This is a genomic window from Streptomyces sp. KL109B, from assembly GCF_030766935.1.
Taxonomy (GTDB): domain Bacteria; phylum Actinomycetota; class Actinomycetes; order Streptomycetales; family Streptomycetaceae; genus Streptomyces.
In genome coordinates this window covers 25774-51125 of record NZ_JASERL010000011.1, presented here as the reverse complement: position 1 = coordinate 51125, position 25352 = coordinate 25774, and the positions used below count along the sequence as shown (strand labels likewise).

Genomic DNA, 25352 nt, shown 5'->3' with positions numbered 1-25352 from the left:
TGAGAGACGCGAGTGAGAGGCTTGATCGCATGCCCGAGCTCCCCGAGGTCGAAGCACTCCGGGACTTCCTCACCGAACACCTGGTGGGACACGACATCGTGCGCGTCCTGCCGGTCGCGGTGAGCGTCCTGAAGACGTACGACCCGCCCCTCACGGCCCTGGAGGGCGGCACGGTCACGGCGGTGGCCCGCCACGGCAAATTCCTGGACGTGACGGTGGGAGACGACCTTCACCTGATCACCCACCTCGCACGCGCCGGCTGGCTGCAATGGAAGGACCGCCTCCCCGACGGCCCGCCGAAACCCGGAAAGGGACCCCTGGCCCTGCGCGTCGCCCTGGAGACCGGCGAGGGCTTCGACCTCACCGAGGCCGGCACGACGAAGAAGCTCGCGGTGTACGTCGTGCGGGACCCGGCCGACGTCCCCGGCATCTCCCGCCTCGGCCCGGACCCGCTCGCCGACACCTTCGACGAGGCGGCGTTCGTGAAACTCCTGAAGGGGGAGCGCCGCCAGATCAAGGGCGCCCTGCGCGACCAGTCCCTCATCGCCGGCATCGGCAACGCCTACAGCGACGAGATCCTGCACGCCGCCCGCATGTCCCCCTTCAAACCCACCTCCGGCCTGACCGCCGACGACGTGCACACCCTGTACGAGGCACTGCGGACGACCCTGACGGAGGCCGTGGAACGCTCGCGCGGAGTGGCTGCCGGGAAGCTCAAGTCGGAGAAGAAGAGCGGCCTGCGCGTCCACGGGCGGACCGGCGAGGCGTGCCCGGTGTGCGGGGACACGATCCGCGAGGTCAGCTTCAGCGACAGCTCGCTCCAGTACTGCCCGACCTGTCAGACGGGCGGCAAACCCCTCGCCGACCGGCGCCTGTCACGCCTGCTCAAATAGCCGGTCAGCGCATCGGGAGCGCCAACAGCGGCTCCTCGCGATCCGCGGCCCGCACCTCGAACCGCGCCAGCTCCCCGGTCCGCGCCGCCGCCCCGCCGTCCAGCTTCACGGAGTCCCCGCGTACCGCCCACGTCGCCACGGTCTGCTCCGAACCGTCCCGCCCCACCGCGACCAGCTCGCACACCCGGGGCCCGCCCGAGTCCCGGACGACGAGGCCCACTTGGGTGCCCCAGTCCCGGTCGTCCGCGGTGACGCTCGCGGCGACCCCCGTCCGTGCGTCGTGCCCGCGCAGGGTCGCGGCGTGCCCGGAACCGACGCCGCCCACGGTGAGCACGGCAACCCCCTGCCCGGCCGCCCCGAGCACGAACACCGCCGTTACGGCCGCACCCCACAGCCGACGACGCGTACGGCGGTGCAGCGTGCCGAGCCGGTCCACGGCGCGGTCGAGGAAGGCGGTGGCCGGGCGCGCGCACGCGTCGACGCACGGCGGCGTCGCTCGCGCGTACAGCGCCAACGCACCCGTCGTGGGCGCCAGTTCACCGACCAGGGCCGCACATGTACCGCACTCGGGCAGGTGGTCCTCGAAGCGGAAGCGTTCCGCGGGGTCGAGAACCCCCAGCGCGTAGGCGCCTACGTCGCGATGCCGTGTCTGGGACCACATGCCGTCCTCCCACTGTCGCCCACCGGTACGCGGGAGGCGGCTGATTCATTCAAGCGACCGCGCGATTACACTCCGCCGCATGTTGCGCGTACTGGCCGTCGACGACGAGGAACCCGCCCTCGCCGAACTCCTGTACCTCCTGCGGGCCGACCCCCGGGTACACAGCGCCGAGGGCGCCACCGACGCCAACGAGGCGCTGCGCCGCATCACCCGCGCGCTCGAAGGCGGCGAAGGGGCCATCGACGTCCTCTTCCTCGACATCCACATGGCCGGCCTCACGGGCCTCGACGTGGCACGCCTCCTCGCCGGCTTCGCGCACCCCCCACTCGTCGTCTTCGTCACGGCCCACGAGGACTTCGCGGTAAAGGCCTTCGACCTGAAGGCGGTCGACTACGTCCTGAAACCAGTACGCCGCGAACGCCTCGCCGAAGCCGTCCGCCGAGTCGCCGAACGCGCCGCGTCCGCCGCGCCACCCGCCACCGTCGCCGACCGCATCCCGGTCGAACTCGGCGGCGTGACACGCCTCGTGGCGGTCTCCGACATCGTCTACGCCGAGGCCCAGGGCGACTACGCCCGCCTCCACACCGAGGACGGCACCAGCCACCTGGTCCGCATACCGCTCACCACCCTGGAGGACCGCTGGCAGGACCTCGGCTTCGTCCGCGTCCACCGCAGCCACCTCGTCGCCCTCCACCGCATCGACGAACTCCGCCTCGACGGCGCGGGCATGACCATCCGCATCGGCACCGCCGAAATAGCGGTGAGCCGCCGCCACGCCAGCCGCGTCCGCGAACTCCTGATGCGCCATCCGTAACCCAACTCAAGCCCTCGCCGGCCGACAACCAACATCAAGCTCTCGGTGGCAGGCGACCAACATCAAGCTCTCGGCGGCAGGCGAGCCAAATCAAGCCCCTGCGGCGATTGAGCAGCGGGGTCCGGGGCAGCGCCCCGCGACCGCACCCCCGGCACCCGCCGAACCAACCCTTCCACCCCACCACCCCACCTGCCTAAACTCCCCCCGTGCCCGACCACCACCCACCCCGCGAAACCGTCACCGCCGACCCCCGCCCAACCCCCACCCCCACCCCCGCGGCAGCACTCCGCCCGCAATGGGAGATCGACGAACAAACCACCCTCGGCGCCGCCTACGTCCGCTCCCTCATGCGGAGCCAACTCCGCGCCGGACTCACCGCCTTCGCCCTCCTCGCCGCCCCCGTCGCCGCCCTCCCCCTCTTCTTCGGCGCCCTGCGCAACGCCGCCACCCAGTGGCTGGTCCTCGGCTTCGGCTGCTACCCCTTCCTCGTCCTCATCGCCTGGTGGTACGTCCGCCGCGCCGAGCGCAACGAACACGACTTCGCCGACCTCGTCCGCGGCCGCCCCACGGACCACGGCACCCCGTGAACGAGGCGTACGCGATACCCGCGGTGGCCGTCGTCGTCCTCGCCACCGTCCTCATCGGCGGCTTCGGCCTGCGCGTCTCCCGCACGACGTCGGACTTCTACGTGGCGTCCCGCACGGTCGGCCCCCGCCTCAACGCGGCCGCGATCAGCGGCGAATACCTGTCGGCCGCCTCCTTCCTCGGCATCGCGGGCCTGCTCCTCGTCCACGGCCCGGACATGCTCTGGTACCCGGTCGGCTACACGGCGGGCTACCTCGTCCTCCTGGTCTTCGTGGCCGCCCCGCTGCGCCGCTCCGGCGCGTACACCCTCCCGGACTTCGCCGAGGGCCGCCTCGAATCCCGCGAGGTTCGCCGCACGGTCAGCCTCTTCGTGGTCGGCGCGGGCTGGCTGTATCTGCTGCCCCAACTCCAGGGCGCGGGGCTCACGCTGCGGATCCTCACGGGCGCGCCCCGCTGGTTCGGCGCGACGCTCGTCGCCGCGGTCGTCGTCCTCGCGGTCGCGGCGGGCGGCATGCGCTCGATCACGTTCGTCCAGGCCTTCCAGTACTGGCTCAAGCTGACGGCGCTGCTCGTCCCGGCGTTCTTCCTCCTCCTCACCTGGCACGGCACGGGCGCCCCACCGCCCGGCACCGCGAGCTTCGACCCGCCGTCCGCGGGCGTCGGCGCGGGCCAGCCGCTCGCCACCAGCCGCGCCGACCACCCGCTCTACGCCACGTACGGCCTGATCGTCGCCACGTTCCTCGGCACGATGGGCCTGCCGCACGTCGTGGTCCGCTTCTACACCAGCCCCAACGGCCGCGCGGCCCGCCGCACCACGGTCGTCGTCCTCGCCCTGCTCGCCCTCTTCTACCTCCTGCCACCGGTGTACGGCTGGCTCGGCCGCCTCTACGCGCCCGAGCTCACCGCCACCCACGACGCCGACGCCGCCGTGCTTCTGCTGCCCGGCAGGGTCTTCGACGGGGTGGCGGGGGACCTGCTTGGAGCGCTGGTCGCGGGCGGCGCGTTCGCGGCGTTCCTGTCGACGGCGTCGGGACTGACGATGGCGGTCGCCGGAGTCGTCAGCCAGGACGTCCTCCAGGCGCGCGGCGTACGGCACTTCAGGCTCGCCGTGCTGCTCGCGATCGCGATCCCGCTCGGCGGGGCGCTCCTGGTGGACGGTGTCCCCGTGGCGGATGCGGTGGGCATGGCCTTCGCGGTCTCGGCGTCCTCCTTCTGCCCGCTGCTCATCCTGGGTATCTGGTGGCGCGGCCTCACCCCGCCGGGCGCTCTCGCGGGCCTGCTCCTCGGCGGCGGCTCGGCGTTCGTCGCGGTGGCCCTGACGGTGGCCGGGGCGGTCACGTCGGGCTGGCTGCACACCCTGCTGGCCTGGCCCGCGGTGTGGTCGGTGCCGGTCGGCTTCCTCGCGATGATCCTGGTGTCCCTGTCGACCCGGGACGCGATCCCACCGCACACGACCGCGACGATGACGCGCCTGCACCTGCCGGAGTCGCTGGGGGCGAACGGCCCCGCCCCGAAGACGGGAGGCGAGCACGTGTGAGCGGCACCGTCACCGCGCTCCTGATCGCCCTGTGCCCCCTGCTGCTCGGCGCCGGATTCCTCCTCGGGCGGCGCACCGCCCACCCCGCCGGGCGCAGCGACGTCGGCACGCCCGTGGAGCGCGCCACCTTCGAGACCCTGCACACCGCCTCGCTCGCCGCGCCCGCCCTGCGCGCGGGCCTCACCGAGGACACGGCCCGCAAGTCGGCCCGCCGCCTGCGCACCCTCCTCGGCACCGACGCCCTCGCCGTCACCAACCGCTCCACGGTCCTCGCGTGGGACGGCGCGGCCGAGCACGCCCACGTCGCGTACGTGATGGACGAGGTGGGCCCGGTCCTCGCCGGGGGCCGCAGCGCCGCGTTCGGCTGCGGCTGCCCGAACGACGACTGCGTGCTTCGGTGGGCGGTGGCGGCGCCCGTGGTCGCGGACGGCCGGGTGCTCGGCGCGGTCGTCGCCTACGCGGCGCGCGAGTCCGCGGTCCTCGCCCGTGCCACCGACGAGGTCGCCCGCTGGGTCTCGGTCCAGCTCGAACTCGCCGAACTCGACCGCTCCCGCACCCGCCTGATCGAGGCGGAGATCAAGGCGCTGCGCGCGCAGATCTCGCCGCACTTCATCTTCAACTCGCTCGCGGCGATCGCCTCGTTCGTCCGCACCGACCCCGAGCGGGCCCGCGAACTCCTCCTCGAATTCGCCGACTTCACCCGCTACTCGTTCCGCCGCCACGGCGACTTCACCACGCTCGCCGACGAACTCCACTCCATCGACCAGTACTTGGCCCTGGTCCGCGCCCGCTTCGGCGACCGGCTCTCCGTGACGCTCCAGATCGCCCCGGAGGTCCTTCCGGTCACCCTCCCCTTCCTCTGCCTGCAACCGCTCGTCGAGAACGCGGTGAAACACGGCCTGGAGGGCGCCGTCACCCGCAGCCACATCTCCATCGGCGCGACGGACGCAGGCGCCGAGGCCGAGGTCGTCATCGAGGACGACGGCGTCGGCATGAACCCCGCCGAACTCCGCTCGCTCCTGCGCGGCGAAGGCGGCCAGGGCCGCGGCATCGGCCTCTCGAACGTCGACGAACGCCTCCGCCAGGTCTTCGGCGACGCGTACGGCCTGGTGATCGAGACCGCGGAGGGCGCGGGCATGAAGATCACCATCCGTATCCCGAAGTACCGGGCGGGCGTGTACGCGCCCCGGCTCGGCCTAGAACAGTGAGATCGCCAAGTGCCCCAGCGGCAGCCCCAGTTGCCACGCCGGCGTCCACACCTGCGGGCCGTCCTCCTCGTCCGGCACCGGCACCGCGTCGAGGTCGGGGGCCAGTAACTCCGTCTCCTCCAGCCACCGCCACGCGGCCTCCGCGAGCAGCAGGTCGGGGGAGGGGCGGCGGGCTCCGGACGCAGCCTCCAGACGCTCCGCGAACCGGTCGCGTACCCACGTCTGCCACGGCTGGTCGTACGCCGTGAGCGACAGCCAGGTCTCCAGTTGGGACACGACGCGGATCCCGGAGAGTTCGTCGCCCGCGTCGGACAGGAAGATCGTCAGGGCGAGCGCGTCCCGTCCCGCCTTGAACTCGAAGGACGTGGGCGGCATCAGGTCGCCGGTCCGCAACAGCTCGTCCGCGATGTACTCCGCGTAGAGCCATGCCATGGGGACGACGAGACCGTCGCCGCCCGGTCCGCCCTCGGCGCCGGACGTACCGTCCGTGCCCTCATCGCTCCCGTACCGCATCGCCTTCCTGCCTTCCTCCGGTCCGCGTGCTGCGCCGGCCCCCGGACCACCCGTCCCAACTCACCGGGGAGGACAGCGGATTACTCAACCGAGGAAAGGGCGTGCGGAGCAAGGCGCTTTGCCAATGCTTGACTTGGCCTTCGGTTTCACCGCAGGTCGGCCGCGTATCCCGGAAGGACACGGCGCAACGCCCGCAACGCGTAGTACGCACGGGACTTCACCGTACCGGGCGGAATGCCCAGTGTGCGTGCGGCTTCCGCCACACTGGCGCCCTTGAAGTAGACCTCGAGCAGTACGGCGCGGTGCTCGGGGCTGAGCGTCGCGACGGCCTCCCGCACGTCGAGCGCGGCCGCCGAACGCTCCGCGTGGTCGGCGCACACCCGGGCGTTCTCCAGGACGGTGCCGCCCACCTCCGCCGGCCGCGAAAGGCGCGCTCTGCGGGCGTCGATGGCGAGCCGCCGCCCGACCGTGAACAGCCAGGGCCGCACCGACTCGTACGCCGAGTCCAGCGCCTCCGGATGCTGCCAGGCGCGTACGTACGTCTCCTGGACGAGGTCCTCCGCGCGCCCCGCGTCACCGTCGCACAGGCGCAGCAGGAACGAGAACAGCGGTCCGCCGTGCTCCCGTTGAACCTGCGCGAGGTCCTCCTCCGTGGTCCTGGATGTGGTGAGCGCCGTCGTCATGGCCGTATGGCAACGCAGCCCGCCCCGCCCGCCCAGGGGCCGCGCGGGGCTCTGCGGCGGGCGGGGCCGAGCCGTCGACGAGCGGTGCGGTGAGCGGGACGGGCGGCGGCGGAAGACCGTAATCGGTCGGAATCAGTCCGATGTGCGGGCCAGTTCGGACTTCTTGTACGAGTAGCCGAAGTAGATGACCAGACCGATCAGGAACCACACGGCGAACCGCACCCACGTCTGCCACTGCAGGAACGTGATCAGCCAGATCGAGAAGACGATGCCCAGGGCGGGCACGAACGGCATGGCGGGCGTGCGGAACGTGCGCGGCAGGTCCGGCTGCCGGTAGCGGAGCACGATCACCGCGACGCACACCACGACGAACGCCAACAGGATGCCGATGTTGGTGAGTTCGGCGGCCTCGCCGATCGGCAGGAACCCGGCGATGATCGCGGAGCAGACACCGACGATCCACGTCACACGCGTCGGCACGTGCCGCGTCGGGTGGGTCTTGGCGAACCACTTGGGCAGCAGCCCGTCGCGCGACATGGAGAACCACACGCGCGTGACACCGAGCATGAACGTGAACATCACGGTGAGGATGCCGATGATGGCACCGATCGCGATGACATCCGCGAGCCCGCTCAGGCCGACCGACTTGAACGCCGTCGAGAAGCCGCTCTCCGGGTCGATGTCCTTGTAGTTCTGCATCCCGGTCAGGACCAGGCAGGCGAGCACGTACAGGACCATCGAGATGGCGAGGGAGTAGATGATCGCCTTCGGCATGTGCTTCTGCGCGTCCTTCGACTCCTCGGCCGCCGTCGACATCGCGTCGTAGCCGAACACGGCGAAGAAGACGGTGGCCGCGCCGGTGAACGCGCCGCTGACGCCGAAGGGGAAGAACGGCGTGTAGTTGTCCGAGTTGATGTGGAAGACGCCGACGCCGATGACGAGCAGCACGACGAGGACCTTGAGGACGACCACGAAGGTCTCGAAGCGGGCCGCGTTCTTCATGCCCATGTTGAGCAGCCACGCGATGAGCAGACAGAGCGCGGCGGCGAACAGGTCCACCTTGTGTCCGCTGCCGGTGCCCGGCGCGCCCAGCATCCAGCTCGGCAGGTCGATGCCCATCTCCCCGAGCAGGAAGCTGAAGTAGCCGGAGATGCCGATCGCGACGACCGCGACGATCGCCGTGTACTCCAGGAGCAGGTCCCAGCCGATGAACCAGCCGACGAGCTCACCGAGCACCGCGTAGCCGTACGTGTACGCGGACCCGGCCTTCGGGATGAGCCCGGCGAACTCCGCGTACGACAGGGCGGCCGCCGCGCTCGCGACGCCCGCGATGAGGAACGAGACGAGGACCGCGGGCCCGGCCGTGCCGTTGGCGACCGTGCCCGCGAGGGTGAAGATGCCGGCGCCGATGATGCCGCCGACGCCGATCGAGGTGAGCTGCCACAGGCCGAGTGAGCGGGTGAGTTTCCCGGCGGAACCGGTCTCGGTGTCGTCGATCTGCTCGATGGGCTTGCGGCGCATCACGCCTTGCCCTCTGGAGATCTTTGGGGGGACGGTCATGGGGGACCTCACCTCTTCGCTGGTCGCGACGACGGCTGACGGCCGATCATGATGCCCCTGTGACGGCAGTGAAGGAAGACGGCGCACCAGGCGTCGCAGGTTCCCCATCAAGCCCCCGCGGCGACCCCGCAGCGGGGTCCGGGGCGGAGCCCCGTGACGTGGGCTACGGGACGACCGTCACCGGCCAACGCCCCGCCTTCACCAGACGTACGGCGACCGACCCGACGATCCGGTGACCCGCCTGCTCCGACGCGCCGACGACCACGGCGTCGGCCTGCAACTCGTCGGCGGCCGTGACCAGGCCGTTGAACGGGTCGCCGCGGAAGGTGTGGAACTCCCAGCGCACGTCGTATATGTCCTTGACCCGCGCGGCCGAGGCCCGGATCTCCTTGATGAGGCCCTCCGCGATCTCGTCGGTCGTCTCGGCCACGGGCACCCCGAGCGCGGCGCCGCCCGTCATCACGGGCTGTACGTAGACCACCGCGAGGAGGGCGCGCTGCCGCCGGGCGAGGCCACCGGCGTAGGCCGCCGCGCGGAACGAGGAATCGGAGCCGTCGACACCCACGACGATCACTTTCGGTCCGTCGGTGCCACGTTCGAACTGATGAGGCTGCTCTTCGGTCACGCGGCAGAGGTTAACCGACAGGCCGCCGATCAGGTGCTTTCCCGCGTCCCATCCGGTGGTTCCGCGCACGGCACCCGCGTGCCGTGTCACGCATTTAGCATGACAAAGCATCAGGACCCCACGGGCAGACGCGCCTTGCTGCGCGGCGTCACCGCCTTCGGCCTGGCCGCGCTCACCGGCTGCACGGCCGGGGAGCGGCCCGGCACCTCCCCGGCCCCCGCGGGCGCCGCCGCCCACCCCGCGCGCGAACCGTCCACGTACCGGCTGCGCCCCCTGGCCGGACACGGTCCGCGGCGAGCGTCCCTCACCGTCCGCGATGCGCCCATCCTGCGCCTCGACACCGACCCCGACGACCGGGCGATGGCGCTCACCTTCGACGACGGCCCCGACCCCGCGTACACCCCCGAGATCCTGCGGATCCTGCGCCGGCACGACGTACGGGCCACGTTCCTCGTGTGCGGCGGCCGGGCCCGGCAGAGCCCCGACCTGCTGCGCGAGATGGCGGACGCCGGGCACGTCATCGGCAACCACACCTGGACGCACCCGCTGCTCCTCAAGCTGGACAGGCCCCGGATCCGCGCCGAGATGGAGCGCACCGCCGAGCTGATCGAGCGCACGATCGGCGAGCCCCCGCTCTGGTTCCGGGCCCCCTACGGCGCGTGGAACCGGAACGTCTTCGAGCTGGGCACCGAACTCGGCATGGAACCCCTCGCCTGGACCGTCGACTCCCTCGACTGGGACGACCCCGGCGCCCCGACCGTGATCTCCCGGGTGGTGAAGCGAGCGGCACCCGGTGTCATCGTGCTGGGCCACGACGCGGGCGGCGACCGTTCACAGACCCTCACCGCCGTACGCGACTACCTGCCACGCCTCATCGACGCCGGATACCGCCTGACGGTGCCACGCCCCACCGGCGTCTGACATGTCATCAGCGCGTCGACACCAGCCGGGCGAACGCCACCACGTTCGCGTCGTACCCGTCCCGCTTCGAGAATCGGCCGCCGCACGTGATGAGCCGCAACTCCGGTGTCCCGTGCGAGCGGTAGACCTTCCGGCCGGGAAACCGCGACTTGGCGAACACCTCGACTCCGTACACCCGGAAGACGGCCGCCTTGCCGTCGGCGCGCCGGATCTCCACGTGCTGCCCGTTACGGAGGGTGCCCAGGCCGTAGAAGACGGCGGGGCCGCGCGCGTTGTCGACGTGGCCGACGACGACGGCGGTGCCGCGCTCGCCGGGGGAGGCCGCGCCCGTGAACCAGCCCGCCAGATTCGCCTCCTCCGACGGCGGCGCGTCCACCCGGCCCGCCGCGTCCAGACCCACCTCCGTCACCGGGGCGTCCACCCGGATCGCCGGAATCCGCACCCGCTCCACCGGCGAGAACGGCAGCGGGCGCACCCCCTTCCGGCCCGCCGGATCGGGAGCGCGCCGGTCGGCGGCGGCGGCCGACGCGGGCTGCGGCGGGCCGGAGTCGAAACCCCCGGAGCCGCTGCGGACAAGCGCGAGACCGGTGAGCAGCACCAGCGCGAGCACACCCCAGGGCGCGCGCCTCCTCGGCTGTTCCTCTTCCGCGACAGGCCAGTTGGACATGGGGGAACGCTAAGTCGGGCCGGTGCGGCGGGCGACGGGACGAGGGCGAACGGGTGGCTCCCGGGTCCACGGGCCGCGACCGTCGTGCGCCAGACGGCGCATTCCCGAAATGCGGCCGGGCACAACCCATCTGAGGGTGCGTCCGGGAGGCGCGCAGACCGGCATTCCCCGGACCGGATTCCCGGGAAGCGTCTTTTGCGGATTCAACGAATTCACCGACTTCACCGGGATCACCGGGACCACCGGAATCACCGCATTCAACCGCTCCACCGGCTCCATCGGCTTCATCGGTTCCATCGGCTTCATCGGATTCAACGGAGGAATTCCATGCGTACGACGACCCGTGCCCTCGCCGTGTCCACCGTCGCCGCGTCGGCCCTCGCGCTCGCCGCCCCCGCAGCGACCGCCTGGACCGACCCGGTGCACCTGGCGGCGACCCAGAAACTCGTGCCGCGCGGCGGCCGGGTCACCGTGACCGTCGACGGCACCAAGTGCCAGTCCGGCGCCACCGCCACCTCCGATGCCTTCGGCACCGTGCGCCTCATGAACGCCGGAGGCGAACGGGCCGGGGCGACGACCACCGTGCGCGGCGACGCCGGGCCAGGGGCGCACGACATCACCGTGCACTGCCAAGGGACGAGCCTCACCAGACCCGGGGCCTTCACCGTCGTCCACGGCGCGGTGCGCGGCGGCGCCGGCGGCGCGAGCAGCCCCGGCGCGAGCCCGACCGACATGGCGATCGGCACGGTGCTGATCGCCTGCGCGCTGCTCGGCAGCGGCGTGTTCTGGTTCCGCCGCAGATCCGACGGGGCCTCGTAGGACGGGGCCTCGTAGACGGAGCCGCGTATGCGTACTCAGGCGCCCTTGTCGGAGGTGCGGCGACGGGTGACGTAGTACGCGGCGCCGAGCGCGCCCGCGATCAGGGCGCCGCCGAGGGCGATCTCCTGTACGTCGAGCCCTCCGGCGCTGCCGCCGACGCCGGCCTTCACGCCCTGCGGGACGGGGCTGGGGGAGGCGGACTCGGGGCGGCCGCCTGCGACGGTGAGCTTGACGGTTTGGGACTGGCCGTTGCAGGTGAAGGTCACGTAGTCGACGGACCCCTGCTTGGCTTCCCAATGCACGGGGACACTGCGTGAGCCCTCGTCCTTGGCGAGGGTGAAGTCGTCGAACGTCTGGGCCTCGACCTTGGTTTCCCCTGAGCAACTGCTGGACGAAACGCTCACCTGGCCGCCCGCGGCGATCGTCGAGGGGGTGACGCGCGGCTGGAAGCCGGAGTCCTCCGCGTGCGCCGACGGCGCGGTCAGGGTCAGGCCCAGGGCAGTGAGCGGGAGCACGGCGGCGGATGCGGCACGTATCGCGTGCATGAGGGTTCCTCCGGGGTCCACGAGGAGGAGCCGCGGACCGTTTCCGCGCGTGGGGGACAGCCACCTCGCTGCCCGAAACGCTAGGGACGCCCCCGTTCGGCCGCGATCGGTGTCGGGCGAACGGGGCACGTGTGTGGGCCGGTCAGGCGACCCCCGGGCCCCGCTGACGCCCCGTAGGACCGGAGGTGTGCCAGACGTGCGGGGCCGCGCCGCGCCACTCCACGAGGTGCGGATCGTCGAGTGTCACGTCCGCCGCACCGAACCCGGCGCGGCGCAGCAGCTCGGTGAGGTCGTCGTCGCTGTGGGCCAGGCCGAGCGCCTGGCCGCGTACGGAGACATGCCGTCCACCGGCCGGGGCGGGTGGGTGGACGACGATCGGGGCATGCCATCGGGTCATGGGTCACAGACTGCTGCGCGGCGGGGCGGAGCGCAGCCCCGCGCGGTCACTGGGCTCCCGGGAACAGCATCAGGAAGGGTTCCGCCGTCGCCGCGACGCCGCGGCTGTAGGGCGCGTCGAAGTCCCAGATGAGGAAGAGCAGGAACGCGATCAGGGACGAGAAGAGCCCGGCGAGGAGCAGTTCGCGGCCCGTGCGCCTGATCTGCAGCGCGAAGATCATGCCGATGGTGACCAGGGCGCCGATGATCAGGCCGAACCAGACGACGCCCGGCATCGTGGCCCCCGCCGAGTCCGCGCGTGCGCCGCGCGCCTCGTCGGCGGCCGTGACCTGGTCGAGCAGCGGCTGGTAGGCCTGCGCCTGGAAGTCGTTCTTCGGTTCGAAGTCGGTGACGTCCTTGCGCACCTTCGCCAGGAGTTCGTCGCCCTTCGCGGTCAGTTCGCCGTGCGCGCGCATGGAGTGCCACTCGGTCGTCACGACATGGCTGACATACGTGTCGACATCCGCGCGAATCGCGTCGCGGACGTCGGGCGGGTAGACCCGGACCCGTTCGTGGATCTCGTGCAGCGCCTGGGCTTCGTTGCGCACGTGGTCCTGGGCCGCGCTGCGGGCCTCCCAGACGCCCGCGATGGCCAGACCGAGGACGATGGCGTACACCACGCCGATCATCATCGTCATGTACTCGATGACGTCCGGGGTCTCCGATGGATCGTCGTCGTCGCCGATTCTGCGCTGCTGCAGGACCTGGACGACGAGGACGACACCGCAGACCGCGAGCATCGCGAGGGCGAGAACAAGCCATTCCGACATCGACAGCTCCACAAAGATTCAACAAGTTCAACAAGTTCAACGAGGTCAGCGGTCAGCGTCAGCGGGTTCAGCGGGGGCGCAGGACGGCGACCGCGAGCACCGCGGGCGCGGTGATGAGCAGCGTGAGCGTGACCAGCGACGGGCCGCCGCGCGGCGGGGCGCGGTGGGCGGTGGGGCGGTACGCCGGGTAGTGCACGGCGGGCGACGGGGTGGGGTGCGGGCGCTTCGTGTGGGTGGGCTTCGGCTTCGGCTCGGGCTTCGGGGGCGGTTCGGGAGCGGGCGGCGGGGGCGGGGGAGTTGGAGGTGGCGGAGGTGGTGGCGGTGGCGGTGGCGGTGGTGCCGGTTCGGGCGGCGGGGGCTTCGGCGCGGGCTTCTTCGGCGGGGGAGTGCTGGGGCCCGCCCGGCAGACGACGCCGCTGCCCGACACCGCCACCGCGTCGCCCGAAGAGCCGCCGTCCACGGAGGCGTACGCGCAGTTGTCGGCCGGTACCGCCATCGGCGCCGCGGCCGCGCTCGGCGCGCCGCACAGCCAGGCGGTGGCGACGACCGCGAGGACACGGATGACCAGGGCGGAGCCCGGGCGCTCGGTTCGATGCACGCAGAGGATCCTGAGCCGCCGCGCGTCCCGGCACGCCGGGGCGGCCCCGGAATGATCCGAACGTGGGGCGCGGGAGCATTCGGGTTTGCGGTCGCACGCCCCCCTGCGGCAACCGAAGAAATCTTCCCGCGCTTTGAACACAGCCGTCACCGCCGCCCGTACCTAGGGCCATGTGCGACCCGCCCGGGATCGCGCAACACCCAAGCAATGTGCGGGAGTTGAGATGAAGACCTCCTGGCGGAGCGCCTCGCTCGTAGCGACAGCTGCGGCCCTGCTGGCGCTGACGACGGCGTGCGGTCAGGACCAGGGCGACCAGGCGGCGACGGGCCAGAACGTGGGCAGCGCGGCCGACGCGCAGGGCGGTTACGGGTCCTCCGACGGCTACGGCACGGACTCGGGCTCGGGTTCCGACGGCTACGGCTCCTCGGGCAGCGCCGACAAGAGCGCGGCCAAGACCCGGAAGGCGGGCCAACTCGCCTCCTGGGAGAGCGCGGAGCTGGGCAAGGTGCTCACCGACAGCGACGGGATGACCCTGTACCGCTTCGACAAGGACACCGCCCAGCCACCCAAGTCCAACTGCGCCGCGGCGTGCCTGAAGATGTGGCCCGCCGTCCCGGCGAGCGGCGCCAAGGCCGCACCGGGCGTGGACAAGTCCCTGCTCGGCGAGGTGACGGCGGCCGACGGCACGAAGCAGCTCACGGTCGACGGCTGGCCCATGTACCGCTACGCCGACGACAAGAAGGCCGGCGACGTCAAGGGGCAGGGCGTCGGCGGCACTTGGTGGGCCGCGGCCCCCGACGGCAAGAAGGCGAACAAGAAGGCCGAGGAGGAGGCAGGGGCCAGGCCCGCGGACCTCAAGGGCCTGTCCACGCGCAAGGATCCGAAGCTCGGTGAGGTCGTCGTCGACAAGAACGGCATGACGGTCTACCGCTTCCTCAAGGACTCGGCGTGGCCCATCAAGTCCAACTGCGTGGGCGCCTGCGCCGAGAAGTGGCCGGCCCTCGCTCCGGTTGCGAAGAACGATACGGAGAACATTCCACTGAAGGGCTACATGACCTTCACGCGGCCCGACGGCACGAAGCAGCAGACCCTCAACTGCTGGCCCGTGTACACCTTCTCGGGAGACGAAAAGCCAGGTGACACGAACGGACAGGGCGTCGGCGGAACGTGGTACGCGGCGGCTCCGGATGGAAAGCCGGTAGGGGCTCCCAAGTAACAGCGGGGGAGGGGCAAGTGCGTTCAGCGAGGGGCCCACAGTAGAGTCGTCAACGGAATTGGCTCGTTGCCGGTCCGTTCCCCGCATGGCCAGGTCAGGCCGTGCGCAGGGAACGGACCGGTTCTTTTCGTCCGGGATTCGCCGGGGAAAGAGAAGGTTTCGGGATGGTTTCGGAGCGTTGTCGTTTGGCACGTGACGGAGGCAGTGACCGGGAACGGACGGTCAATTTCCGTTTTGACTCGCTCCTTTGGCGGTGGATCAGTAGCCTCGGCTCGAACACCGGCTCACCTACGCCATGGAGAGATTGATGCAGCGACCCGCCTGGGCCCCACTGGGCATCGACATCTCGGTGCCCAGTGTGTCCCGAATCTACGACTTCTACCTGGGCGGTTCGCACAACTTCGAGGTCGACCGGGAGGCCGCCCGCAAGGCGATGGAGTTCCTGCCGGGACTCCCGAAGATCATGCAGGCGAACCGGGCGTTCATGCGCCGGGCCGTGCGGTACGCCGCCGACCTCGGCATCACACAGTTCCTCGACATCGGCTCCGGCATCCCGACGTTCGGCAATGTGCACGAGGTGGCCCAACGGGCCAGCCCCGGCGCGCGCGTCGTGTACGTCGACCACGACCCGGTCGCCGTCGCCCACAGCCGCGCGGTCCTCGCGGACGTACCCGGCACCGGCGTCGTCACAGCGGACCTGCGTAAGCCGCAGGACATCCTCCGGAGCCCCGAGGTCACCGAACTGCTCGACCTGGAGCGGCCGGTGGCGCTGCTCCTCGTCGCCGTACTGCACTTCATCGAAGAGGCCGACGACCCGTACGCGGCGGTGGCCGAACTCAGCGAGGCGCTCGCACCGGGCAGCCTGCTCATCGTGACACATGCCTCGAACGAGGGCATGACCCTAGAGACGGAGCGGGCGGACGGCATGGCCGAGGTCTATCGGAACGAAGTCCGCAATCCGCTGATCATGCGGAACCGCGACGAGATCAAACGGTTCTTCAAGGGGTACGGGATGGTCGATCCGGGCATCGTGGCGATGCCGGTGTGGCGGCCCGACAGCGCCCCTGAGGACGAGGACCCGCACATCTTCGCGGGCTATGTGGGAGTGGGGCGCAAGGCGTGACCGAAGTGCCGGGCGGACCGGAAGACAGAGTGCGCGGGTTCGCCATGATCTGGAGCCGGGCGATCTTCCCGGTCACGGCGACCTCCCTGACCCGGCACGAGTTCGAGGAGGAACTCGTGCCGCTCGTACGCAGGCTGCGCGCCGCGCTCGCCGCGCCGAGCCTGGACAGCGCGGAAGTACAGGCGGTCGGCGGCGCGCTGGTCGACGCGCACTGCACCGACCCCGAGGCGCTCACCCACACCCTCGACGTGGTCGAGGAACACCTCGTCGCGCACTGCGGTGACGCCGCGCACGACGGCGACGGAGAACCGGCCGCCGGGCGCCGCGAGGAACTGCGCTCCCGCTGCGCCCGTATCCAGCACGCGATGGCCGCCGGTTTCGCCGCCGCGCTGCGCGAGCGGACCCGCGCCGAGCAGGAGGCCATATCGAGGGCGGCGCTCAACGCCCGCAGCGCCGTCGCCGAGGCCCTGCACGCGAGCGAGGCCAAGTTCCGCGCGGTGTTCCACGGCGCCGCGATCGGCATCGGGATCGCGGACCTCGACGGCACGATCCTCGAGGTCAACGACACGATGGTGCGGATGTTCGGCGGCACAAGACACCAACTGCTCAGCCGCAAGGCCCACGACCTGACGCACCCCGACGACGACCCGCACATCTGGCGCATGTACGGCGAGCTGGTGCAGGGGCAGCGGGAGCACTACCGGGTCGAGAAGGCGTACACGCGCCCCGACGGCACCGCCCTGTGGACCAACCTGACGGTGTCACTGCTGCGGGACGCGGAGGGTGCGCCGCAGTACCAGCTCGCGCTCATGGAGGACATGACCGAGCGCCGCCTGCTGAACCTGCGGCTGCGCTACGAGGCCACCCACGACGCGCTCACCGGACTCCCCAACCGCACCCTGTTCTTCGAGCGCCTGGAGAAGGTGCTCAGCGCCGGCGAGGGCATGCGCTTCGGCCTGTGCTACCTCGACCTCGACGGCTTCAAGACCATCAATGACAGCCTCGGCCACGCGGCGGGCGACCGGCTCCTCGTCGAGGTCGCCGACCGCCTCCAGACCTGCGCCACCGCGCCGGGCGAGATGGTCGCGCGGCTCGGCGGCGACGAGTTCGTGGCCCTCACCACGGGCCGGGACACCGAGGCCGAGGTCGACGAGCTGGCGGGCCGCATCATGCACGCCCTGGCCACCCCCATCCGTATCGACGGCCGCGAACTCACCGTGCGCGGTTCGATCGGCATCGTGGAGGGCCCGGCCGCCGAGCGCAGCCCGGCGGAGGTGCTGCGCAGCGCCGACATCACGATGTACCGGGCCAAGTCGGCGGGCGGCAACCGCTACGAGCTGGCCGACCCGGAGGCCGACGCCCGCGCCATCACACGCCACGGCCTGACGACGGCGCTCCCGGCCGCCCTGGACCGCGGCGAGTTCTTCATCGAGTACCAGCCCCTCGTCCACCTCGGCGACGGCAGCGTGCGCGGCGCCGAGGCCCTGGTCCGCTGGCTGCACCCGCAGCACGGCGTCCTCGGCCCGGACCGCTTCATCCCGCTCGCCGAGCACACCGGCCTGATCGTGCCGCTCGGCCGCTGGGTCCTGGAGGAGTCCGTCCGGCAGGCCCGGGTCTGGCGGGACCGGTACGAGGACGCGGGCCCGTTCCGCATCAACGTCAACCTGTCCCCGATGCAGCTGACCCACCAGGGCCTGGTCGCGGACACCGTCGACATCCTGGAGCGCTTCGGCCTCGAACCCGACGCGCTGTGCCTGGAGGTCACGGAGTCCGCCCTCATCGGCGCCGACGACGACCTCCTCAAGCCGCTGCGGCGCCTCTCCGAGATGGGCGTCGACATCGCCCTCGACGACTTCGGCACGGGGTACTCGAACCTGGCGAACCTGCGGCGCCTGCCGGTGAACGTCCTGAAGCTGGACCGCTCCTTCACGCAGGGCATGCAGCAGTTCCCGGCGGACCCCGTCGACCTGAAGATCGTCGAAGGCATCGTCTCCCTCGCCCACAGCCTCGACCTCTCGGTCACCGTCGAGGGCGTCGAAACCGGCGCCCAGGCCGAGCAGCTGAAGCACCTGGGCTGCGACACGGCACAGGGCTGGTACTACGCGCGGCCGGGTCCTCCGGACCGCCTCCATGAGCTGGCACTGGCAGACGCGACAGGATGACCAGTTCAAGCCCGCCGGCGATTGAGGCGCGGGGTCCGGGGCAGAGCCCCGCGACCGCGCGCCGGGGGCCGCACACTAGGAGCGCCCCTCGAACAGCATCCGCTGAAGCTCCCGCGCAGCCCGTGGTGGTGCCACGTCCGACCGGTGCGCGAGCGCGATCGTGCGGCTGAGCCCCGGCTTGGCCAGGGGCGTGACCCGCAGGTCCGCCCCGGCCCGGTGCGCCACCATCCACGGCACAACGGCGACCCCGAGCCCGGCCCGCACAAACCCGAGGACCGCGTCCATCTCGCCGCCCTCCACGGCGAAGTCCGGCTCGAACCCCTCGCCCCGGCACGCCGCGACGGTCAGCTCCCGCAGGTCGTACCCGTGCCGGAACATGACGAGCCGCTCGCCCTCCAGGTCGGCGACCCGCACCGACTTCCGCCCCCGCCCCGGCGCCGCCGCGTCCTTGGACGACACCACGACGAGCTCCTCCCGCAGCAGCTCCACCGTGGTCAGGGCGGGTGCCGGCGCCGGCAGCGGGAGCACGACCAGCGCGAGGTCGAGGGCGCCGCGCGCCAGCCCCCGTACGAGGTCGTGGGAGCCGCCCTCCTCGATCATCAGCTGAATCCCGGGATACCGGTCGTGAAAGGCCCGCAGCACGTCCGGCAGCAGCCCCGTGCACAGCGAGGGAGTGGCGCCGAGCCGCACCCGCCCGCGCTTCAGCTGCGCCAGCTCCTGCACTTCGTGCCGCGCCGTGTCCGCGTCGGCGAGGATGCGCCGCGCCAGCGGCAGCAGTGCCTCCCCGGCGTCCGTCAGCGAGATGTTCCCGCGCGCCCGCAGGAACAGATCGACGCCCAGCTCCCGCTCCAGGGCCCGGATCTGCTGGGACAGCGAGGGCTGCGCGACGTGCACCAACTCGGCGGCGCGCGTGAAGTGCCGGGTCTCCGCGACCGCGACGAAGTACTGGAGCTGCTGGAACTGCATGACACCCACCCTAGCCCCTCGATAGCGAATGCCTATCGAAATGAGGTGGACCATGTCTTGGACCGATCGGGCCCTTGGGCTCTAGCGTCTTGACCCATGGCTCTGGCAACGCGGACGGACCGACGGCCGTCCATGGCACGCACCGTGTGGGACAGCTCCGTCGGCAAGAAGACAGTGATGGCGGTGAGCGGCCTCGTCATGCTGCTCTACCTGGTCGCCCACATGATCGGGAACCTCAAGATCTTCTTCGGCCCCGAGGAGATCAACCACTACGCACACTGGCTGCGCACCATGGGCTCCCCGGTGCTGCACTACGAGTGGGGCCTGTGGATCGCCCGCGTGGTGCTGGTCGTCGCAGTCGTCGCGCACGCCACCTCCGCGTACCAGCTGAGCCGTCGCGGCAACAAGGCGCGCCCCAGCAAGTACGCGCACAAGAAGCCGCGCGCCGACTACGCCACGCGCACCATGCGCTGGGGCGGCATCATCCTCGGCCTGTTCATCGTCTGGCACATCCTCGACCTGACGACCGGCACGGTGCACCCCGGCGGGTACCAGCACCTGCACCCGTACCAGAACATCATCGACACGTTCTCGACCTGGTACAGCAATGTCATCTACATCGTCGCGATGCTCGCGCTCGGCTTCCACATCCAGCACGGGTTCTGGAGCGCCGCGCAGACCCTCGGCGTCGGCAGCCGCACCCGCGACCGGGTCCTGAAGACCGTCGGCAACGTACTCGCCGTGGTGCTCACGCTCGGCTTCATCGCCGTGCCCGTGGGCGTCATGACCGGATTGGTGAGCTAACAGATGACCACGTACGCGAACTACTCCACCGGTGAACCGGTCGCTGACACCAAGGCCCCCGAAGGCCCCGTCAACGAGCGCTGGGACACCCGCCGTTTCGAGGCCAAGCTGGTCAACCCGGCCAACCGCCGCAAGCACACCGTCATCGTCGTCGGGACGGGCCTGGCCGGCGGCTCCGCCGGTGCCACGCTCGCCGAACAGGGCTACCACGTCGTCCAGTTCTGCTACCAGGACTCGCCGCGCCGCGCCCACTCCATCGCCGCGCAGGGTGGCATCAACGCGGCGAAGAACTACCGCAACGACGGCGACTCGGTGCACCGCCTCTTCTACGACACCGTGAAGGGCGGCGACTTCCGCGCCCGCGAGTCGAATGTGCACCGCCTCGCGCAGATCTCCGTCGAGATCATCGACCAGTGTGTCGCGCAGGGTGTGCCGTTCGCCCGCGAGTACGGGGGTCTGCTCGACACCCGCTCCTTCGGTGGTGTGCAGGTGTCGCGTACGTTCTACGCCCGCGGCCAGACGGGGCAGCAGCTCCTCCTCGGCGCGTACCAGGCGCTCAGCCGCCAAGTCGCCGCCGGGAACATCGAGTTGCACCCGCGCACCGAGATGCTGGACCTCGTCATCGTGGACGGCAAGGCGCGCGGCATCGTCGCCCGCGACCTGATCACCGGCAAGATCGACACGTACTTCGCAGACGCCGTCGTGCTGGCCTCCGGCGGCTACGGCAACGTCTTCTACCTGTCGACGAACGCCATGAACTCCAACGCCACGGCCGTCTGGCGCGCCCACCGGCGCGGCGCCTACTTCGCCAACCCGTGCTTCACGCAGATCCACCCGACGTGCATTCCGCGCACCGGCGACCACCAGTCGAAGCTGACGCTGATGAGTGAGTCCCTGCGCAACGACGGGCGGATCTGGGTGCCCAAGGCCAAGGGCGACGACCGCCCGGCGAACAAGATCCCCGAGGACGAGCGCGACTACTACCTGGAGCGCATCTACCCGGCGTTCGGCAACCTCGTGCCCCGCGACATCGCCTCCCGCGCCGCGAAGAACGTGTGCGACGAGGGGAGGGGCGTCGGTCCCGGCGGGCAGGGTGTGTACCTCGACTTCGGCGACGCCATCGAGCGGATGGGTCGGGGGGCCGTCGAGGCGAAGTACGGCAACCTCTTCGACATGTACCAGCGGATCACCGACGAGGACCCGTACAAGGTGCCCATGCGGATCTACCCCGCCGTGCACTACACGATGGGCGGACTGTGGGTCGACTACGACCTGTCCACCACCATCCCCGGCCTCTTCGCCATCGGCGAGGCCAACTTCTCCGACCACGGCGCCAACCGGCTGGGCGCGTCGGCGCTGATGCAGGGCCTCGCGGACGGCTACTTCGTCCTCCCCGCCACCATCAACGACTACCTCGCCAAGCACCCGCACAAGGACGAGGTGAACGCCGACCACCCCGCCACCGTCGAGGTCGTGCGGGAGACCGAGGAGCGGCTCGCGAAGCTGCTCGCCGTCGACGGGGACCGCACGCCTGACTCCTTCCACCGTGAACTCGGCGAGCTGATGTGGGAGTTCTGCGGCATGGCCCGCACCGACGCGGGCCTGCGCAAGGCGCTCGACCGGATCCCGCAGATCCGCGAGGAGTTCTGGCGCCGCATCAAGGTGCCCGGCGTCGGCGAGGAGTTCAACCAGTCGCTGGAGAAGGCCAACCGCATCATCGACTACATCGAGCTCGCCGAGCTGATGTGTCTCGACGCCCTGCACCGCGCCGAGTCCTGCGGCGGCCACTTCCGCGAGGAGTCGCAGACCCCCGACGGCGAGGCCGCCCGCCAGGACGAGGAGTTCTCCTACGCCGCCGCCTGGGAGTTCACCGGCACCGGCGCCGCTCCCGTCCTGCACAAGGAAGACCTGGTCTTCGAGTACGTCCACCCCACTCAGCGGAGCTACGCATGAAGCTCACCCTGCGCGTCTGGCGCCAGAAGAACGCCGACGCCGAAGGCGCCATGTCCACGTACGAGGTCGACGGGATCTCGACGGACATGTCCTTCCTCGAAATGCTCGACACCCTCAACGAGGAACTCATCCTCAAGGGCGAGGACCCGGTCGCCTTCGACCACGACTGCCGCGAGGGCATCTGCGGCGCCTGCTCGCTCGTCATCAACGGCGACGCGCACGGCCCGGAGCGCACCACGACCTGTCAGCTGCACATGCGGTCCTTCAAGGACGGCGACACGATCGACATCGAGCCGTGGCGCGCCTCCGCCTTCCCGGTCGTGAAGGACCTCGTCGTCGACCGGTCCGCCTTCGACCGGATCATCCAGGCCGGCGGCTACATCACGGCCCCGACCGGCGCCGCGCCCGAGGCGCACTCCACGCCGGTTCCGAAGCCGGATGCCGACTTCTCCTTCGAGCACGCCGAGTGCATCGGCTGCGGCGCGTGTGTGGCCGCGTGCCCGAACGGCGCGGCGATGCTCTTCACGTCCGCGAAGATCAACCACCTGAACGTGCTGCCGCAGGGCGCGCCCGAGCGCGAGACACGTGTGCTCGACATGGTGGGGCAGATGGACGAGGAGGGCTTCGGCGGCTGCACGCTCACCGGCGAGTGCGCGACGGCCTGCCCGAAGGGCATCCCGCTGTTCTCCATCACCAGCATGAACAAGGAGTGGCTGCGCGCGAACCGCAAGGTCGCCCGCTGATCGGGCAGGCGCGATAGGCGTCCCGCGAAGAGCGCGGGGTGGGCGGGACCGGTGTGGTGCTCAACCTCCGGTCCCGTCATCGCGTTCAGGACCCCAGGAGCCTGCGCAGATACGGCGCGGTCCGGCTCTCCTCGTCGGCGGCGACCGTCGCGGGCGTGCCGCAGGCCACGACCCGGCCACCCGCCGTCCCGCCCCCGGGCCCCATGTCGACGACCCAGTCCGCGCCCGCCACCACCGTCATGTCGTGCTCGACGACGACCACCGAGTTCCCGGCGTCGACGAGCCCGTTCAGCTGCCGCATGAGCACCTCCACGTCGGCCGGGTGCAGACCGGTCGTCGGCTCGTCGAGGAGGTACAGGGTGTGCCCGCGCCGCACCCGCTGCAACTCGCTTGCCAGCTTGATGCGTTGGGCCTCGCCGCCGGACAGCTCGGTCGCCGGCTGCCCGAGCCGCAGATAGCCGAGGCCGACGTCGAGCAGCGTGCGCAGACTGCGCAGCACGGGGCGCGCCGCGGCGGCCGTCTCGGTGGACGCCGCCTCGAAGAACTCGGCCGCCGCCTCCACCGTCAGATCGAGCACCTCGGCGATGTTCCGCCCCCGGTAGGTGACTTCGAGCGTCTCGGGGTTGTACCGCGCGCCCCCGCAGTCCGGACACGGCGTGTACGTGCTCGGCAGGAACAGCAGCTCTACGCTGACGAAACCCTCGCCCTGACATGTCTCGCAGCGCCCGCCGGTGACATTGAACGAGAAGCGGCCGACACCGTACCCGCGCGCCTTCGCCTCGTCGGTGGCCGCGAAGACCTTACGTACGACGTCGAAGAGGCCGGTGTACGTGGCCAGGTTGGAGCGGGGTGTGCGCCCGATCGGCTTCTGGTCGACGACCACGAGCCGTCCGACGCCGTCCAGTTCCTCCGTGATCTCGCCGATCAGCGTCGACTTCCCGGAGCCGGAGACACCGGTCACGGCGGTGAAGGCGCCCAGCGGGAACTCGGCGGTGACGTCGCGCAGGTTGTGCCGGGTCACCGGGCCGACCTTCAACCAGCCGGTGGGAGTGCGGACTTGGCGTTCGGGGGCCGGTTCCTCGTCGAAGAGGAAGCGGGCCGTCGCCGAGTCCGCGACCTCCCGCAAGCCGTCCACGGGCCCGCTGTGCAGCACCCGGCCGCCGTGCTCCCCGGCCTGCGGGCCCACGTCGACCAGCCAGTCGGCGTGCCGCATCACGTCGAGGTGGTGCTCGACCACGAAGACGGAGTTCCCGGCGGCCTTGAGCCGGTCCAGCACGGTCAGCAGGGACTCGGTGTCGGCGGGGTGCAGACCGGCCGACGGCTCGTCGAGGACGTACACGACACCGAAGAGGCCCGACCTCAACTGCGTGGCCAGGCGCAGGCGTTGGAGTTCACCGGCGGACAGTGTCGGTGTGGCGCGGTCGAGGCTGAGGTAGCCGAGGCCCAGCTCGGTGACGGTGTCGATGCGGGCGCGCAGGTCGCCGGTGAGCACGCGCGCCGTCTCGGTCGCCTCGGCGGTTCCGGCCTCGGTGGCGAGGAGTGCGGCGAGGTCCGCGAGCGGGACACCGGCGAGCTCGGCGATCGTACGGCCCCCGAAGGTGACGGCCAGCGCCTCCGTGCGCAGCCGGGCGCCCCCGCAGACCGGGCACGGCGTGCTCTCCAGGAACTTCTCCGCCTTCGCGCGCAGCGACTGGCTCTTCGAGTCCGAGAAGGTCTTGAGCACGTACCGGTTCGCGCTCATGTACGTGCCCTGGTACGGGCGGTGGATCCGGCCCGCGTCCCGCACCGGGTGCACGGTCACCACCGGCTGCTCGTCCGTGAACAGGATCCAGTCGCGGTCCGCCTGCGTCAACTCCCGCCACGGCCGGTCGACTTCGTAGCCCAGTGCGTCGAGGACATCGCGCAGGTTCTTGCCCTGCCAGGCGCCCGGCCACGCCGCGATGGCGCCCTCGCGGATCGTCAGGGACGGGTCCGGGACCAGCAACTCCTCTGTCGTGCGGTGCACTTGACCGAGGCCGTGGCACGAGGGGCACGCCCCGGCCGCCGTGTTCGGGGAGAACGCGTCCGAATCGAGGCGCTCGGCGCCCTCCGGATACGTACCGGCCCGGGAGAACAGCATCCGCAGCGAGTTCGACAGGGTGGTGACGGTGCCGACCGAGGAGCGGGAGGTCGGCGCCGAACGGCTCTGCTGCAACGACACCGCCGGTGGCAGACCGCTGATCTCGCCGATCTTCGGCGCGCCCACCTGGTGGATGAGGCGGCGCGCGTACGGGGCCACCGACTCGAAGTAGCGGCGCTGCGCCTCCGCGTAGATCGTCCCGAACGCGAGCGAGGACTTGCCGGAGCCCGAGACGCCCGTGAACACCGCGAGGACGTCCCTCGGGATGTCCACGTCGACGCCCTTGAGGTTGTGCTCGCGGGCGCCGCGCACCCGCACGAGGCCGTCGTGGCGGGGGTCGGGCGAGGTGGCGTGGTGCATGGGGCGGGCTCCCGGTCGGCTGCCTTGGCTGTGCGCGGCTCTGCGTTGCTGTCGTACTCCATGATCCACCCA

The 25352-nt window shown here is 71.1% G+C and carries 24 protein-coding genes and 1 pseudogene; 13 read left to right on the top strand and 12 right to left on the bottom strand.

The window, feature by feature from the left end:
* Positions 1 to 29: 29 nt before the first annotated feature.
* Entirely contained in the window at positions 30 to 893 is an 864-nt protein-coding gene (locus RBJ65_RS30875; RefSeq protein ID WP_306319903.1) for an Fpg/Nei family DNA glycosylase, read from the top strand.
* Between the two features lie 4 nt (positions 894 to 897).
* Here the strand turns inward: RBJ65_RS30875 and RBJ65_RS30870 are convergent, their stop codons facing one another.
* Positions 898 to 1554: a zf-HC2 domain-containing protein gene (locus RBJ65_RS30870; RefSeq protein WP_306319902.1), complete on the bottom strand. Its 657-nt coding sequence runs from the start codon at positions 1552 to 1554 to the stop codon at positions 898 to 900.
* 79 nt (positions 1555 to 1633) lie between these two features.
* Here RBJ65_RS30870 and RBJ65_RS30865 point away from each other — a divergent pair, with 79 nt between their 5' ends.
* The 4 genes from RBJ65_RS30865 to RBJ65_RS30850 all read left to right on the top strand — a co-directional run bounded on the left by RBJ65_RS30865 (position 1634) and on the right by RBJ65_RS30850 (position 5698).
* A complete protein-coding gene (locus RBJ65_RS30865) occupies positions 1634 to 2368 on the top strand; it encodes a LytTR family DNA-binding domain-containing protein (protein WP_306319901.1) in 735 nt (244 codons plus the stop codon).
* 206 nt (positions 2369 to 2574) lie between these two features.
* On the top strand, positions 2575 to 2955 hold the full coding sequence (locus RBJ65_RS30860; RefSeq protein WP_372342335.1) for a hypothetical protein: 381 nt from the start codon (positions 2575 to 2577) through the stop codon (positions 2953 to 2955).
* A complete protein-coding gene (locus tag RBJ65_RS30855; RefSeq protein ID WP_306322853.1) occupies positions 2952 to 4490 on the top strand; it encodes a cation acetate symporter in 1539 nt (512 codons plus the stop codon). Before RBJ65_RS30860 ends, RBJ65_RS30855 begins: the two co-directional genes overlap by 4 nt.
* Positions 4487 to 5698 (top strand): sensor histidine kinase, encoded by a 1212-nt coding sequence (locus RBJ65_RS30850; RefSeq protein WP_306322852.1) that lies wholly within the window; start codon positions 4487 to 4489, stop codon positions 5696 to 5698. The genes RBJ65_RS30855 and RBJ65_RS30850 overlap by 4 nt, the downstream gene beginning before the upstream one ends.
* On the opposite strand, the gene RBJ65_RS30845 is transcribed toward RBJ65_RS30850, so the two are convergent.
* From RBJ65_RS30845 to RBJ65_RS30830, 4 genes and pseudogenes are all read right to left on the bottom strand, one after another.
* On the bottom strand, positions 5687 to 6211 hold the full coding sequence (locus RBJ65_RS30845) for a hypothetical protein (protein WP_306322851.1): 525 nt from the start codon (positions 6209 to 6211) through the stop codon (positions 5687 to 5689). The two genes, RBJ65_RS30850 and RBJ65_RS30845, sit on opposite strands and share 12 nt — an antisense overlap.
* A gap of 146 nt (positions 6212 to 6357) precedes the next feature.
* Positions 6358 to 7027: pseudogene (locus RBJ65_RS30840) on the bottom strand (sigma-70 family RNA polymerase sigma factor).
* Positions 7027 to 8454, bottom strand: a complete 1428-nt coding sequence (locus tag RBJ65_RS30835) for an amino acid permease (RefSeq protein WP_306322849.1) — start codon at positions 8452 to 8454, stop codon at positions 7027 to 7029. Before RBJ65_RS30835 ends, RBJ65_RS30840 begins: the two are co-directional and overlap by 1 nt.
* A 163-nt stretch (positions 8455 to 8617) precedes the next feature.
* A complete protein-coding gene (locus RBJ65_RS30830; RefSeq protein ID WP_306322848.1) occupies positions 8618 to 9079 on the bottom strand; it encodes a universal stress protein in 462 nt (153 codons plus the stop codon).
* Positions 9080 to 9178: 99 nt separating this feature from the next.
* Between RBJ65_RS30830 and RBJ65_RS30825 the strand changes: the two genes are divergently transcribed.
* On the top strand, positions 9179 to 10000 hold the full coding sequence (locus RBJ65_RS30825) for a polysaccharide deacetylase family protein (protein WP_306322847.1): 822 nt from the start codon (positions 9179 to 9181) through the stop codon (positions 9998 to 10000).
* A 7-nt stretch (positions 10001 to 10007) separates the two neighbouring features.
* Here the strand turns inward: RBJ65_RS30825 and RBJ65_RS30820 are convergent, their stop codons facing one another.
* Positions 10008 to 10667: a class F sortase gene (locus RBJ65_RS30820; RefSeq protein WP_306322846.1), complete on the bottom strand. Its 660-nt coding sequence runs from the start codon at positions 10665 to 10667 to the stop codon at positions 10008 to 10010.
* 327 nt (positions 10668 to 10994) lie between these two features.
* On the opposite strand from RBJ65_RS30820, the gene RBJ65_RS30815 reads away from it, so the two are divergent.
* A complete protein-coding gene (locus RBJ65_RS30815; protein ID WP_306322845.1) occupies positions 10995 to 11486 on the top strand; it encodes a hypothetical protein in 492 nt (163 codons plus the stop codon).
* Between the two features lie 35 nt (positions 11487 to 11521).
* Here RBJ65_RS30815 and RBJ65_RS30810 read toward each other — a convergent pair whose 3' ends face one another.
* The 4 genes from RBJ65_RS30810 to RBJ65_RS30795 all read right to left on the bottom strand — a co-directional run bounded on the left by RBJ65_RS30810 (position 11522) and on the right by RBJ65_RS30795 (position 13834).
* A complete protein-coding gene (locus RBJ65_RS30810; RefSeq protein WP_306322844.1) occupies positions 11522 to 12031 on the bottom strand; it encodes a hypothetical protein in 510 nt (169 codons plus the stop codon).
* Between the two features lie 142 nt (positions 12032 to 12173).
* Positions 12174 to 12428: a hypothetical protein gene (locus RBJ65_RS30805; RefSeq protein WP_306322843.1), complete on the bottom strand. Its 255-nt coding sequence runs from the start codon at positions 12426 to 12428 to the stop codon at positions 12174 to 12176.
* A gap of 46 nt (positions 12429 to 12474) precedes the next feature.
* The gene (locus RBJ65_RS30800) at positions 12475 to 13236 is read right to left on the bottom strand and encodes a DUF4239 domain-containing protein (protein ID WP_306322842.1); all 762 of its coding nucleotides are present in this window, start codon (positions 13234 to 13236) and stop codon (positions 12475 to 12477) included.
* A gap of 67 nt (positions 13237 to 13303) precedes the next feature.
* The gene (locus RBJ65_RS30795) at positions 13304 to 13834 is read right to left on the bottom strand and encodes a hypothetical protein (RefSeq protein WP_306322841.1); all 531 of its coding nucleotides are present in this window, start codon (positions 13832 to 13834) and stop codon (positions 13304 to 13306) included.
* 223 nt (positions 13835 to 14057) lie between these two features.
* On the opposite strand from RBJ65_RS30795, the gene RBJ65_RS30790 reads away from it, so the two are divergent.
* From RBJ65_RS30790 to RBJ65_RS30780, 3 genes are all read left to right on the top strand, one after another.
* On the top strand, positions 14058 to 15050 hold the full coding sequence (locus RBJ65_RS30790; RefSeq protein ID WP_306322840.1) for an SCO0930 family lipoprotein: 993 nt from the start codon (positions 14058 to 14060) through the stop codon (positions 15048 to 15050).
* Positions 15051 to 15357: 307 nt separating this feature from the next.
* Positions 15358 to 16173 (top strand): SAM-dependent methyltransferase, encoded by an 816-nt coding sequence (locus RBJ65_RS30785; RefSeq protein WP_306322839.1) that lies wholly within the window; start codon positions 15358 to 15360, stop codon positions 16171 to 16173.
* A gap of 44 nt (positions 16174 to 16217) precedes the next feature.
* Complete coding sequence (locus RBJ65_RS30780) at positions 16218 to 18335, top strand: putative bifunctional diguanylate cyclase/phosphodiesterase (protein ID WP_372341420.1); 2118 nt, start codon at positions 16218 to 16220, stop codon at positions 18333 to 18335.
* A gap of 75 nt (positions 18336 to 18410) precedes the next feature.
* Here the strand turns inward: RBJ65_RS30780 and RBJ65_RS30775 are convergent, their stop codons facing one another.
* Positions 18411 to 19301 (bottom strand): LysR family transcriptional regulator, encoded by an 891-nt coding sequence (locus RBJ65_RS30775; protein ID WP_306322837.1) that lies wholly within the window; start codon positions 19299 to 19301, stop codon positions 18411 to 18413.
* A 132-nt stretch (positions 19302 to 19433) separates the two neighbouring features.
* On the opposite strand from RBJ65_RS30775, the gene RBJ65_RS30770 reads away from it, so the two are divergent.
* Genes RBJ65_RS30770 through RBJ65_RS30760 form a run of 3 tightly spaced genes read left to right on the top strand, consistent with a single transcriptional unit; the run spans position 19434 to position 22801 of the window.
* Positions 19434 to 20105 (top strand): succinate dehydrogenase, encoded by a 672-nt coding sequence (locus RBJ65_RS30770; RefSeq protein ID WP_306322836.1) that lies wholly within the window; start codon positions 19434 to 19436, stop codon positions 20103 to 20105.
* Positions 20106 to 20108: 3 nt separating this feature from the next.
* Positions 20109 to 22058, top strand: a complete 1950-nt coding sequence (locus RBJ65_RS30765; RefSeq protein WP_306322835.1) for a fumarate reductase/succinate dehydrogenase flavoprotein subunit — start codon at positions 20109 to 20111, stop codon at positions 22056 to 22058.
* Positions 22055 to 22801: a succinate dehydrogenase/fumarate reductase iron-sulfur subunit gene (locus RBJ65_RS30760; RefSeq protein WP_306322834.1), complete on the top strand. Its 747-nt coding sequence runs from the start codon at positions 22055 to 22057 to the stop codon at positions 22799 to 22801. The genes RBJ65_RS30765 and RBJ65_RS30760 overlap by 4 nt, the downstream gene beginning before the upstream one ends.
* An 85-nt stretch (positions 22802 to 22886) precedes the next feature.
* Here the strand turns inward: RBJ65_RS30760 and RBJ65_RS30755 are convergent, their stop codons facing one another.
* Positions 22887 to 25280, bottom strand: coding sequence for an excinuclease ABC subunit UvrA (locus tag RBJ65_RS30755; protein WP_306322833.1), 2394 nt, complete (start codon positions 25278 to 25280; stop codon positions 22887 to 22889).
* Positions 25281 to 25352: the final 72 nt, after the last annotated feature.